Here is a 13,615-nt window from a genome sequence, read left to right as displayed (position 1 = left end):
TAACTGATCAAGATTTGATTGGTAAAAATTATGATCCTAGGAAACTATTAGCACCTGGTGTCACGGCCGTGGAAACGAGTTTGGCAGAACGTCTGGCTGTTTTCGGTGCTTCATCACACTAAAAAAAACGCTAACACAATTATTACTGTGTTGGCGTTTTAGATATCGACTGACACACCACTATCGCGTCAACCGCCCAAATAAGCTTTTCTCACATCATCTGAAGCCAGTAATTCAGCACCAGTACCGGTCATCGTAATTTGACCACTTTCTAAAACATAGCCACGATCAGCAATCTTCAAGGCTTGGTTAGCATTTTGCTCAATGACTAACACCGTCACGCCCTGTTCATTGACAGTCCTGATAATATCAAAAATTTTTTCAATAAATAATGGTGCTAATCCCATTGACGGTTCATCTAGTAGCAATAACTTCGGCTTGGCCATTAGCGCGCGTCCCATTGCTAACATTTGCTGTTCGCCACCAGATAAGGTTGCTGCATCTTGATTACGCCGCTCCTTTAAAATTGGAAATTGGTCGTAAATCAGCGCGTATTCTGACTTCAAATTAGTGCCTTTATCACGTGTGAAAGCACCTAATTGCAGATTTTCTTGCACTGTCATGCCAGCAAAAACGCGTCTACCTTCTGGTACTTGGGCAATTCCGCTAGACACAATTTTGGCTGAAGCCATCCCTAAAATATCTTGATTTTGAAAATTGATGTGCCCAGAGGTCGGTTTGGTTAAATTTGAAATAGTTCTCAAGATTGTCGTTTTGCCAGCGCCGTTTGCGCCAATTAACGACACAATTTCATTATCATGCACGGTAAAATTGACATTTTGTACAGCTTTGATTGCGCCATAACTGACATTCAAATTTTCAACAGTTAACAATGCACTCATGTATCGTTTTCTCCCAAATATGCGCGGATGACATCAGCATTTTGTTGTATTTCTGCCGGTGTCCCGCTTGCCAATAATTTCCCGTATTCCAGCACATAAAGTCGCTCACTCACTGCCATGACCAAATTCATATCATGCTCAATTAGGATAATGGTCATCTTAAATTCCTGTTGCACTTGTTTAATAAGGCGGGTCAAATCAGCGGTTTCTTGGGGATTCATCCCCGCAGCAGGTTCATCCAAAAACAAGATTTTTGGTTTAGTCGCCAATGCTCGAACAATCTCTAAGCGTCGTTGCTGCCCATACGGTAAGTTAGTGGCTAAAGTATCCTGAACACCCAACATATCAAAAATTGACAATAATTGACGCGCCTCATTTTTTAAAGTCGCTTCATGCTTGTAAAAAGATGGCAGTCGCAATATCGCGTCCCATGTGTGGGCTCGAGTATGCGAATTCATTGCAATCATGACATTTTCCAAAACCGTACGGCTTTCAAATAAACGGATATTTTGGAACGTTCGCGCAATGCCCAATCGTGCTCTTTTAGCCGGTGATTGCTGATTCACTATGCCTAACTTTTGACCATCAAACAATGCCACATCGCCCTCGGTTGGCCGATAAACGCCAGTCAACAGATTAAATAATGTCGTTTTACCTGCGCCGTTTGGACCAATTAAACCAATTAACTCATTTTCGGAAGCTTCAATATTGACGTGATCAACTGCTGTGACACCACCAAAGCGAATGCTTAAATCATGCGTTTTCAGTATGGTCTGTGTCATGTCCATCTCCTCCATCAAATAGCCATTTTTTTAAAGATAATTCACGACTGCCAAAAATACCTTGCGGTCTGATTAACATCACGACAATTAAGATAACGGAATAAATAACCATACGTAATGAACCAAAATTTTGTAACAACGTGTCTAAAATACCCAAAGCAATAGCCGTAATTACCGTGCCGCTCATTGACCCAATCCCGCCGATTACAATGATGATTAAAATCATAATACTTTGCATAAATGCATAGTCTTTAGGCGCAATCGATTGAATAAAACTTGCCCGTAAACTACCAGCCATAGCTGCAAATAATGCGCCCAACACAAAGGCGATAACCTTGTATTTTGTCGTATTAATACCTAATGATTCAGCAGCAATTTCATTATCTCGTACTGCAATAATTGCTCTTCCCGGCATACTACGGACAAAATTAACGACAATAATTAGCGTGATAACCGCTAAAATATAGACCAATTGCCAACTAACAAACGGCGCAATACCAAAAATACCGGCTGGTCCGTTAGTAATTTTTAAGTTCATAATGACAATACGAATGATTTCTGCAAATCCTAGCGTTGCAATTGCTAGATAGTCACCACGTAAACGTAAAGTTGGTATCCCAACGATCAAAGCAACAATACCACTCACGGCGATACCAGTTACCATGCCTACAATAAAGCCCATAACACCGGGCAAAACTCCCATAATCAGCGCCGTTGCATACGCCCCAATCGCCATAAATCCGGCATGGCCTAGCGAAAATTGCCCCGATATCCCCACAACCAAATTCAAGCCCAATGCCGCAATCACATTGATGCCGATCAACACAATCGTTGTGACACCATAATGTCCGATTAAGCCAACCATTTGTGCCATGAAAATCAAAACAAAGCCCATGGCAGCCATTGCTGCCCACGACAATGTGTATTTAATATGCGTTTGATCCATTACACCTTCTCCCGCTTGTTTTTACCCAAAATACCAGTCGGCTTTATCAACAAAATAACAATTAACATCGCATACACGATGGCGTCTTTATAAGCAGAAAACGAAGTCGCTTGTACCATTGTTTCTAATATACCGATCAGCCAGCCACCAACAGCGGCTCCGGGAATAATACCGATACCACCCAAAACAGCTGCAACAAAGGCTTTCAACCCCGGTGTCATGCCCATCAAAGGATCGATGCTATTGTAATAAAGTCCAATCAACACACCACCAGCCGCGGCCAATGCTGATCCAATTGCAAAAGTAAATGAAATCGTGTGATTAATATTGATGCCCATTAAAGTTGCAGCATCAGGATCTGCTGACACCGCCCGCATTGCCCGACCCATCTTAGTGCGTTTGACAACATACGTTAGCAATAACATCAACACGATTGATGTTACGGCGATGATAAGTTGAATATTGGACACTTGAATCCCATAAAAATGGTACTGCACAGTCTTAATAGCTTGCGGAAAAGAACGTTGATCAGACCCATATAGGTACGTCATGCCGTTTTCCAGCAAAAATGCTATACCAAGCGCTGAAATTAGCACCGCTATCCTTGGTGAATGACGTAGTGGCCGATATGCAATATATTCAATCAAAACCCCAATCACCGCGCTGACTGCCATCGCCAAAACCAAGGCAATGAAGAAATTTAAGTGTAGCACTTTGATAAAAAAATAACCGAAATAGGCGCCAAGCATATAGATATCGCCATGTGCAAAATTAATTAATTTGATAATACCGTAAACCATTGTGTAGCCTAATGCCAATAGTGCGTAAACACTGCCTAACATCAGTCCGTTGATTACTTGCTGAATGAAAATTGTCATTTTAACCTCAAAATTTGATCAACACGTCAACTCTGTGTAACGTTTGATTTACTTCACGACCACAGCAGATGACTCTTTACCATCTGTCATACCAACCATCACCATTGACTTCACCGGATTATGGTCTTTGTCAATCAACATTTTTCCTGTAACGCCTTCAAAATTCTTCAAATTTGCCAAACCTTTGGTAATCGCCGCCTTACTTGTTGAATTTTCATTTTCAATTGCTGCTTTAATCATACGAACAGAATCATAAGCCAAGGCTGTAAACTGTGATGGCTCTTTGCCATAGGCTTTCTTGTAAGCCTTTGCAAATGGCGTTGCCACTTTGGTTGCCGGTGCATCAACTGAGAAATGAGCAGCATAATAAACATTGCTTGTATTTTTGTTGCCCGCAATCTCTGCAGTTTTAGGATCACCAATACCATCAGGACCAATAACTGGCACATTAATGCCCATATCACGCATTTGCTTCAAAATGGCACCGCCCTCAGTATAGTAACCATTGATAACCACAGCATCAAACTGCTTATCTTTTATTTTGGTCAAAACAGCTTGCAAGTCCTTGCTGCCTTCTTGGTAAGATTCAACGTCAACAACCTTACCCTTATATGCTTTCTTGAACGCAGCTGTAATGCCTGTCCCATAATCTGAGGAATTATCTTGGAAAATAACAACATTCTTGGCTTTCAAATTTTCAGTCGCAAATTGTGCCATCTTTGTGCCCATAAACGAATTCTTATATTGTGCTCGGAAAACATAAGGCTGAACTTTTCCGTTTTTTTGTATCGTAATATTATCAGCGCCAGCTGTTGGTGAAATCATTGGCGTCTTCCCTTGTGTCGCCACTGGGACGGCTGCTTGAACGCCTGATGTGATAACAGGTCCTACAATTGCACTCACTTTTTCGTTGTTAATCAAGTTGCTTGTCACTGACGCTGTTTCAGTGTTATCCGTCTTGGCATCTTTATTGATAATCTTAAATTTATAGCTTTTGCCATTGACCTTGACACCACCATTAGCATTGATTTGCTTAATGGCAAAATTGGCTCCATCCTGCTCTGCTTTACCGTACGAAGAGGCATCACCTGATGTGTCAAATACGCCACCGATTTTAATCACCGTTGATGATGACGCCTGACCAGACTGACGATTCATTACCCCATAGCCAATAATGCCGCCTACGGCGACGACAAATACTGCCCCAACAATTACAATTCTTTTCATTTTTCCTTCTCCAATTCTCTTCTCTAATTACCTTCTTTTTCGCAAATAAAAAACCCATGAATATCAAAATTCATGGGTTTAAATCGTTAATCATGATAATAGACATACTCATCATTTCAACACCCATGAAAACTGATTACCAGTTAGTCATGAGCGCGAAAAACCTCGTCATGACTTACAGCATGAGGAGGAGAAGGAGGGCTTGAGATGAGATTTGTGTTTGATTCATGTTGTGCATGATGTGTTGCCTCCAATTTCTTAATATTTAATATCATACAAGACACACAAAATCTTGTCAACAACTAATAAAATGAGAAAAGTTATCATTTCAAACCAAACTATCGCACAGAACCTTGTTATATACGTCAAAACGTTACAGTTTATTCGATTTTTAAACACAAAGTTAAATGCCCATTGACTTATAATGAATAATATCAGTAACAACTTCAAACCTAAGGAGATGCTTATGTTAAAAGTCAAACATGTCACCAAAAAATTCGGTGATTTTACTGCTATTTCTGATGTTTCATTGGACGTTAAAAAAGGTGAAATTGTTGGTTTCATCGGACCCAATGGATCAGGAAAATCAACCACGATTGATCTCATTCTCGGACTAACACAGGCAACCAGTGGTCAAATTGAGATTGCTGGTGAACAACTTAATCGTAATAATGCAGCCAAGCTACGTCAGAATATGAGCTTTCTATCAACTGATATGAATCTTGATCGGACTGTAACTGGTCGACAAGCGTTGACTTATTTTGCCAATTTACGACACATACCAGAATCAGAGCAATCATCACGTATTGACCATTTAGCTGGCTTACTCAATGCAAATTTAGATAAACCTATCAAAAAACTCAGTCGTGGCAATCGTCAAAAAATTAGTTTGATAGCATCACTTCTAAGTCGCCCTAAACTGTTAGTGATGGATGAACCAACAAGTGGTTTTGATCCCGTCGTACAGAATATTTTCATTGATTTAATACGTCAACACAAAAAAGATGGCGGTGCAGGCTTAATCTCATCACATAATCTTAGTGAAGTTGCAGAAATTTGTGATCGGGTCATTTTTATTGTCGGCGGTAAAGTGGTTGCCAATAAGCAAATGGCTGAACTTCAGGCTGTTGCGCCAAAACATGAAGTCATTGATCTAGATGCTGTTTTTGAAAAATTGGTACAAACACATCAAGATACGCGTTGAGGAGAAAACTAATATGCTAAAAAATATCTATGTTAAATCTTTGTTCGAGCGCCGAATTGGCGTATTATGCTGGAGTATTGGCATATTTTTGTTAATTTTTGGTGTTGGCTTGATGTTTCCGTCAATGCGTGACTTATTTGGCAAAGATATGGCGCAAATTCCAAAAGAATTTCAAGGGTGGTTTGGTGAAACAACCAATATCATGACAACTTTTTCTGGATACATGGCGACTGAACTTGTTGGCAATATCGGTATTATGCTGGTTATTATGGCTATCTTGTATGGTATAACATTTATCGCTGGTGATGAAGAAAAAAATGTTTTGCAGTCGCTTTTGACCCTCCCCGTCTCAAGAACTCAAGTTTATTTTCAAAAGTATTTTGCATTAACAACAATTAACATTCTGGCAATTATTGTTTGGGCAATTGCTGTATTAGCTGTTGCACTCACTCTTAATGAACCGCTAAAATTTTCAGTTTTATTCAAAATTATTGTCATGTTTTTTCTTACAAATATGACATTATCAACATTTGCGTATAGTCTAAGTGCTATTAGTGGCAAACGATCTGTGGGTGGTATTGTAACTGGTTGCTATGCCTTTTTGGCCTACTTCGTCAACGCACTATCAGCACAAAGCGATATTGTAGCAAAAATTAATTATCTTAGTATCTTTAAATATGCTGATTATATCAGTTTAGTTAATCGAGCGATTGATCTTAACAATGTTGTGTTAATGCTCAGTCTCATCGTATTGTTTGTGATTTCTGGATTATTGATTTTTACGCGTCGCGATATTCAGCTCAATTAGTTGCTCAAAACATGATTGCATGTCATCAAAAAGGTAGCCACAAATATGTGGCTACCTTTTTGATAGTTAGTTAATAATCGTCATTAAAATTGGCACAACAATCAAACTCAAGATCGTCGATTCCGTTACCATAATGGCCGCGTAATCCGCGTCCGCACCGTACAAACTGGCAACTACTGGCGCATTAGTCATCACAGGCATTGCCGACTGCAAAATAAAGACTTGCTTCATCAAGATTGGTACATCAGCTTTCCACAACAATAAAAACATCACCATTGGCGCTAAAATAAAGCGCCCGAACAAAATGCCAAGACTGTATTTATTCACTTTTAGATTACGTAATCCGGCACGTTGCACGGCTATACCAATGAAAAACATTGATAATGGTACCGTTAAACTACCTACGTATTGTAAATCAGAGGCAATAAACGTGGGTAATTGAATTCGAAAAACAACCAGCAAAACACCTAGCACAAATCCCAACAACGGTGGTGAAAATACTTTTGCTAGGGTTGTTTTGATATCAAAACGCCACTCTCCTTCACCATCTCGTTGAATTAAATAAGTGCCCAGTGTCCAAAAGAAAGTCGTGTTAATCATGTAGTAAACCAACACATACGGCAAACTTTTAGTGCCAAACAACGCCATGTTGATGGGTAGGCCAACAAACACCGTGTTTGAATTAAAAAACATGGACTGAAACAAACCACGTCTGTTTTTACGAATTGCTAATACCCGTGCAAATGCCACAGAAATTGCAAATAACACCAACATTGAAATAATTGGAAATTTAATATCTGGCAGCAAGCGCCCTAACTCATCTTTAGTGAAATCTTGCGTAATGGTATTAACCATGTACATTGGCAAAGCCACTTGTGTGACAATCCGTGCAATGATTTGTCCACTTTTGTCGGTAAACCACTTAGCACTTGCCAAGGAATAGCCAATGGCAATCATCACTAAAATGACTAAAACACCCTGTATACTTTGAAAAAAAACAGCCAAAACATCGCCTCTTTAAAATGTGAGATTTAAATTAAAAACATTCACATGTTATCATATCATTTACCGCTATGATTTTCATCTGAAATTTTTAAATTCTGTGAAACATAGAACCGTTTCGATGCAAATAAAAAACCTACCAGCAAACTAGTAGGTCTCACAATTGTCTTAATTTTTGTCATTGTAATAAGTAATAACGCGTTCATTAATTGATTGAATCTCACGGTAATTATCTGGATAATGGTCGTGTAATACTGCTTTATCTTCTGCTGAAATTGCCACAGGCTCAGTCAAGATAAGCCATTGGATATCATGCCGAATTGGCGGTGTTGTCAGTGAGCCAACATAGTGGAAATAACTATGGTTATTTGGCAGCAAACGCATCAAAGTTGCCGCATTAACCTGATTGTCATAGATATTTTTAACTGCACCAGTTTTCTCATTGGCACTAACATCCCCAAAACTAGCCACTACTAAAGTTTGGTCCCCATGTTGGAAAACAAAATGTGTTTCCACATCATGTCGTTGGCCATTAACCAAGTGTTCTGCCCCATCATGAAAGTGAAAGCGTTCAAGTTCCCAAATTTGATCATCAAGGCGTAACTGCCCATGAACTAGGAATTGCTCGCCTATTTCACGATCATCGTATTGCACCTCATCTTGGAAAGAAATTGCAAATTTCCCAGTTTCTTGAGGTTGAACCGACTGCGTCGCAATGTCGATTGGTGACTGATAAGCTGTATCATCTGGCTGACGCCAATTTTCTTGTTCTGTATAATCTAAATGCCGCATGTCATTCTCCTTTGCACTATTCTACCATTAAAAGTTTTATTCTCTTACCAAAAATTAGGGGCATTTTTTATAATAATGTCCCCTTCCTTTTGCCTATTTTTTCACATGCATCAACACGTTTTTTCTGGAAAATATTTAAAATTTAAGTTTCTTAAACTTTCCTTTACATTCACAGGCTTATCCATATTTATCCCCTAGGCTGTTGATTAGCAAGGGTTTAGCATTTTTTATAAACAACGGTCTACACAAGTTATCCACATATCCACAAGTTGTGCACGTTAACATGTGGATAATGTGGATAACCAACCTCAAATATTGTCTTTTCACACGTTTTGCTGTGTATAATCATGTTGATGTGTGGATAACCCACACATTTGTTCGTCTCATTGTCCACATTCACCCCTTTTGGTTGTCCACAACTGTTGATATTCTCTAAAGTTGTCGTTACCCTGTGGAAAACTCGTTTTCTTATTGTTATAATTATCTTTGCTACTGCTTCTAAACTTTTAGAAACACAGTCAGTTCAATCCATGATCGACGCTAAATCTAATCAGTGTCTGATCGTCATTTTTGACTTGAACGCTTTTAGGAGAGAGATACGTGACTAAACCAATCACAAAAGAAGAACTGTGGTCTAAAGTCCAAGCTGAATTTTTCACAAAACTCGGTCGTGTGACTTTTTCTACCTATATAGAACCACTCAAACCAGTAACACTGGAAGATACTAGTCTGACGCTAGCTGTCCCAAGCGACATGGCGCAAGATATCATCGATCAATGGGATCGCGAATACTCAATGGATTTTGTCCAATTTGCCATGACCATCGCTGATGGCTTTATCAAGCCAGACCTTCAAATTGCCCAACCAAAAACGACAGCTGCTGCACCAACGCTTGATAACTTGCCGTTTACACGGGAATCAGATTTAAATCCTGACTTTACATTTGAAAAATTCGTCATTGGTTCAGGTAATGAAAATGCTTACGCTGTGGCGCGTGCAGTCGCTGATGAACCCGGACAAGTCTATAATCCTTATTTGATTTACGGTGGTGTTGGACTAGGGAAAACCCACTTGATGCAAGCCATTGGTAACGCTTATGCGGCTTCAACACCGTCAGCACACATCAAATATGCCACTGCTGAAGATTTCTTGAATGATTTCACCGAATCTTTGCGAGCTGGTGATGGGGCAACTGCCGCTTTTAAACAAGAATATCGTTCTGTTGATTTATTATTAGTCGATGATATTCAATTCTGGTCTGGGAAGGAGAAGGTTCAAGAGGAATTCTTCAATACCTTCAATGTCCTCACCAAAAATGGTAAACAAATCGTTATGACTTCCGATAAGTTACCAACGGAAATAGTCGATTTGCAAACGCGATTAACATCACGATTTGAAGCGGGTATTATGATGGACATTCAAAAGCCTGATTTGCCAACGCGTGTTGCCATTTTGCAAAATTTGTCTGAATCAGATGGCCTAACAATTCCAAATGATGTTTTGGAATTAATCGCTGAAAAGATTGACTCCAACGTCCGAAGTTTGGAAGGAGCGTTTCATAAATTTGAAGCCAGTCTACGCTATATGAACAAGCCAGCAACAAAGGAAACGGCACAACAAATCTTAGGGGACCTGAACATTAATCAAGGATTCAAAATTACAGTTGAGAGAATACAGCAAGTGGTAGCCGATTACTACATGCAAACGATTGATGATCTCAAAAGTTCAAGTCGCAAGAAGGATTTGGTCACAGCCCGACACGTTGCTATGTATCTCACGCGAACATTAACTAATGAAAGTTTGCCAGATATTGGTCGCGCGTTTGGTGGCCGCGATCATTCTAGTGTGCTACATGCCACCACAAAAATTACCGAAAAGTCAGAAAGTGATCCACGCACTAAAGAGATGCTTGACGCACTGACTGACGAAATTAAAAACGGCAAATAGCACACTTATCATGATATAGTGGCAATAGGAGAGGTGAATGTCTGTGTGTATAACTGGTAATAAATAACCAAGTTTTCCAACAGGTTTGTGAACAACTATTTGCTTACATGTCTTTATTCACATCCCAGTTTTCCACAACTTCCACACCCCTTATTATTACTACTAGATCTTTTATCTTTATTAAGAACATATTGCTGGTATAGTGGTGTTAAGTAAAAAGGAGCCTATTTATGCAATTTACAATTAATCGACAAGCATTTATTAAAGCCTTAAATGATGTGTCACGTGCTATTTCATCACGGACAACGATTCCTATTTTGACAAATATCAAATTGGTTTTAAATGATGAGGAACTGATTCTTACTGGATCTAATGCAGATATTTCAATTGAAACAACGATTCCACAATCAGATACAAGTGCACAACTCGTCATTACGCAACCCGGTGGGATTACATTGCCAGCAACTTTTTTCACAAATATCGTTAAACGATTACCCGCTGACAATATGACATTAGCCATTGATGGCCTACGGGCTGCTATTACATCAGGCGCTTCAGCCTTTACAATTAATGGTCAAGATGTTCAAAACTATCCACAATTACCTGAAATGGAAGACGTTCAAAGTTTGAGTGTTTCAGCAGCGCAATTAGTTGATATTATTTCCCAAACAAAAATATCAGCTTCAACACAAGAAAGTCGGCCAATTTTAACAGGTATTCATTTACAACTGACTGGGAATAGTGTGAAAGCAGTGACAACTGACTCTCACCGTTTGTCACAACGAATCGTGACATTAACAGGTACAGATGCCGATGTTGATGCCGATGTGATTATTCCGGCTAAGGCTTTTAATGAATTGCAATCACTATTAGAAGGTCAAGATCGTGTCGATATTAAATTAGCCGCAAATCAGGCTGTATTTGATCTGGGGCACACAACATTTTATACCCGCTTATTAGAGGGTAATTATCCAGAAACAGACCGCTTGATTCCCACAGAAAGTACAACAGCCATTACGATTGAAGCTAGCGCATTATTAGGTGCTATTGATCGTGCTAGTTTGCTGAGTCACGAAAGTCGTAACAACGTTGTCCAACTATCGCTGAAAAATGGTGCGGCTGTTTTGACTGGTAATTCTCAAGAAGTAGGGCAAGTTAAAGAAGAGTTGGGCGCACAGACAATTGATGGGGATGATTTAGAAATTTCGTTTAACCCTGATTATGTCCGTGACGCGTTACGTGTCTTTAATGGTAAAAGTGTTGATGTTAAGTTCACAAGTAACTTGCGGCCTTTCACTTTGACACCTGCCGGTGAAACTGATAATAAACAACTGCAACTGATTACACCAGTTCGAACATTTTAATCGCATCCAATCAGACAACCCTTAAAAACTTAAAATTAACCGTTTAAAGCAGAATAAACCAACTACACACAAACGGTCTAAAATCGCTTATATGCAATTTTAGACCGTTTTTTTGAGATTTTGACTTTAAAAAATGGTATAATACTACATGTAACTACTGTGAAGAAAGCGTGCGCCACTTTGACAACAACCGTACATATAACAACTGAATTTATCACGTTGACGCAACTCCTAAAAGAAGAAAATATCATTTCTTCAGGAGGTCAAGCCAAATACTATTTGATGGATCATCCGGTTTTGCTTAACGGAGAAACAGAAAATCGACGTGGTAAAAAACTCTACGATCATGATGAAATCGAGATTGAAGGTGAGCGTTATCTTATTGAGTTGGCTGAAAATGTCGACGAACTAATCGCTGAGGCTGATGCACAAAAAGCAGCACGTGCAGTCAATGCTAAAAAAACCATTCGAGATGATCGTATCAAAGCGCAGAAAGCGGCTGCCGCTAAGGCACGTAAAGAAGCCCGCTTTGCAGATATGCGCCGAAAAAATCAAACACGTTCAGGCGGATTTGGTCGACCAAAACGCAATAATCCAAAGGGACCATCTTCATGGAACTCGAGTCGCTAACCCTTAAAAACTATCGTAATTACGGTGATTTGACACTTGAATTTAGTGATGGGGTCAATGTGTTTTTAGGTGAAAATGCGCAAGGCAAAACGAACTTACTAGAAAGTATTTATGTTCTGGCTTTGGCACGGTCGCATCGAACTAGTAGTGACAAAGACTTAATTCAGTGGTCTGAAAAGGAAGCAACAATTAGTGGTCGCGTGAAGCGCGCCATTAGTAACACGCCACTCTCACTGAACTTTTCAAATAAAGGCAAAAAAGCGCGCGTTAATCATTTAGAACAAAGCAAGCTTTCACAATACATTGGACAACTCAATGTGATTTTGTTTGCACCTGAAGATTTGGAGTTAGTAAAGGGCGCACCGAGTGTTCGTCGTCGATTTATTGACATGGAGTTTGGTCAGATGAACCCGCTTTATCTGTACAATACGACACAGTATAAGCGTATTTTAAAAGAGCGAAATGCTTATTTAAAACGTTTGCAACTGAAACAAACAACGGACACCGTCTTTTTAGATGTTTTGTCAGAACAACTTGTTAATGTTGGCGCGCAAATTTTACTAGCACGTGAGTCATTTTTAAAGAAATTAGAACAAGCTGCGCAACCAATTCATGCTGAAATATCAGATCAAAGAGAAACGTTGCATCTTGTTTATAATAGTTCAGTTAATTTTGAGGAAAAGGATGATTTGGCTGGCGTTACAGCAGCCTTTGAAGCGGCGCTGCTGAAACAACGTGCTCGTGAAATTATGATGGGGTCAACACTCTTAGGACCACATCGCGATGATTTACAATTTATTGTCAATGACAATGATGTCGCTGTCTTTGGCTCGCAGGGGCAACAACGAACGACGGCATTGGCAGTCAAGTTAGCTGAAATTGATTTGATGCAACAAGAAACAGGGGAATACCCCGTATTATTGCTTGATGACGTACTCAGTGAACTTGATGCGAATCGGCAAACCCACCTTTTGTTGGCAATTCAAGATAAAGTGCAAACTTTTATCACGGCGCCATCGTTAACTGATGTGGCACGACAACTGATTCACACGCCTAAAGTGTTTCACGTGAAACATGGTGAAATCACCTTAGAAACGGAAAATTAAAAAGGAGAATGTGTTCGCAGATTATAT

The 13,615-nt window shown here is 39.6% G+C and carries 13 protein-coding genes; 6 read left to right on the top strand and 7 right to left on the bottom strand.

What is annotated here, in order from left to right:
• Positions 1 to 188: 188 nt before the first annotated feature.
• The 5 genes from FF105_RS10570 to FF105_RS10550 are packed head-to-tail and all read right to left on the bottom strand — an operon-like array spanning position 189 to position 4,735.
• Positions 189 to 902 carry an ABC transporter ATP-binding protein gene (locus FF105_RS10570; protein WP_031941005.1) on the bottom strand — a complete coding sequence of 238 codons (714 nt, stop codon included), beginning with the start codon at positions 900 to 902 and terminating at the stop codon, positions 189 to 191.
• Positions 899 to 1,684, bottom strand: a complete 786-nt coding sequence (locus tag FF105_RS10565; protein ID WP_010278666.1) for an ABC transporter ATP-binding protein — start codon at positions 1,682 to 1,684, stop codon at positions 899 to 901. The genes FF105_RS10570 and FF105_RS10565 overlap by 4 nt, the downstream gene beginning before the upstream one ends.
• Positions 1,656 to 2,630, bottom strand: a complete 975-nt coding sequence (locus FF105_RS10560) for a branched-chain amino acid ABC transporter permease (protein WP_147651143.1) — start codon at positions 2,628 to 2,630, stop codon at positions 1,656 to 1,658. The genes FF105_RS10565 and FF105_RS10560 overlap by 29 nt, the downstream gene beginning before the upstream one ends.
• Positions 2,630 to 3,508 (bottom strand): branched-chain amino acid ABC transporter permease, encoded by an 879-nt coding sequence (locus FF105_RS10555; RefSeq protein ID WP_010296533.1) that lies wholly within the window; start codon positions 3,506 to 3,508, stop codon positions 2,630 to 2,632. The genes FF105_RS10560 and FF105_RS10555 overlap by 1 nt, the downstream gene beginning before the upstream one ends.
• Positions 3,509 to 3,556: 48 nt before the next feature.
• Positions 3,557 to 4,735 carry an ABC transporter substrate-binding protein gene (locus FF105_RS10550; protein ID WP_010296532.1) on the bottom strand — a complete coding sequence of 393 codons (1,179 nt, stop codon included), beginning with the start codon at positions 4,733 to 4,735 and terminating at the stop codon, positions 3,557 to 3,559.
• Positions 4,736 to 5,201: 466 nt separating this feature from the next.
• Here FF105_RS10550 and FF105_RS10545 point away from each other — a divergent pair, with 466 nt between their 5' ends.
• Both FF105_RS10545 and FF105_RS10540 read left to right on the top strand, forming a co-directional pair.
• On the top strand, positions 5,202 to 5,939 hold the full coding sequence (locus FF105_RS10545) for an ABC transporter ATP-binding protein (protein ID WP_010275944.1): 738 nt from the start codon (positions 5,202 to 5,204) through the stop codon (positions 5,937 to 5,939).
• 13 nt (positions 5,940 to 5,952) lie between these two features.
• Positions 5,953 to 6,747 (top strand): ABC transporter permease subunit, encoded by a 795-nt coding sequence (locus tag FF105_RS10540; RefSeq protein WP_010275942.1) that lies wholly within the window; start codon positions 5,953 to 5,955, stop codon positions 6,745 to 6,747.
• A 66-nt stretch (positions 6,748 to 6,813) separates the two neighbouring features.
• Here the strand turns inward: FF105_RS10540 and FF105_RS10535 are convergent, their stop codons facing one another.
• A complete protein-coding gene (locus tag FF105_RS10535; protein WP_010275940.1) occupies positions 6,814 to 7,752 on the bottom strand; it encodes an AEC family transporter in 939 nt (312 codons plus the stop codon).
• A gap of 165 nt (positions 7,753 to 7,917) precedes the next feature.
• Complete coding sequence (locus FF105_RS10530) at positions 7,918 to 8,541, bottom strand: carbonic anhydrase family protein (RefSeq protein ID WP_010275936.1); 624 nt, start codon at positions 8,539 to 8,541, stop codon at positions 7,918 to 7,920.
• 600 nt (positions 8,542 to 9,141) lie between these two features.
• On the opposite strand from FF105_RS10530, the gene dnaA reads away from it, so the two are divergent.
• The 4 genes from dnaA to recF all read left to right on the top strand — a co-directional run bounded on the left by dnaA (position 9,142) and on the right by recF (position 13,588).
• The gene (gene dnaA, locus FF105_RS10525; protein ID WP_010275931.1) at positions 9,142 to 10,488 is read left to right on the top strand and encodes a chromosomal replication initiator protein DnaA; all 1,347 of its coding nucleotides are present in this window, start codon (positions 9,142 to 9,144) and stop codon (positions 10,486 to 10,488) included.
• Positions 10,489 to 10,718: 230 nt separating this feature from the next.
• On the top strand, positions 10,719 to 11,852 hold the full coding sequence (gene dnaN / locus FF105_RS10520) for a DNA polymerase III subunit beta (protein WP_010275928.1): 1,134 nt from the start codon (positions 10,719 to 10,721) through the stop codon (positions 11,850 to 11,852).
• 180 nt (positions 11,853 to 12,032) lie between these two features.
• Positions 12,033 to 12,482 carry a S4 domain-containing protein YaaA gene (gene yaaA, locus FF105_RS10515; RefSeq protein ID WP_010275924.1) on the top strand — a complete coding sequence of 150 codons (450 nt, stop codon included), beginning with the start codon at positions 12,033 to 12,035 and terminating at the stop codon, positions 12,480 to 12,482.
• Positions 12,464 to 13,588: a DNA replication/repair protein RecF gene (recF, locus tag FF105_RS10510; protein WP_010275921.1), complete on the top strand. Its 1,125-nt coding sequence runs from the start codon at positions 12,464 to 12,466 to the stop codon at positions 13,586 to 13,588. Before yaaA ends, recF begins: the two co-directional genes overlap by 19 nt.
• Positions 13,589 to 13,615 lie beyond the last annotated feature (27 nt).

This window comes from Leuconostoc sp. UCMA20149 (assembly GCF_030400235.1).
GTDB classification, from domain to species: domain Bacteria; phylum Bacillota; class Bacilli; order Lactobacillales; family Lactobacillaceae; genus Leuconostoc; species Leuconostoc pseudomesenteroides.
Note: the sequence above shows the minus strand (reverse complement) of the source record. Positions and strands in the feature narration are given on the sequence as shown.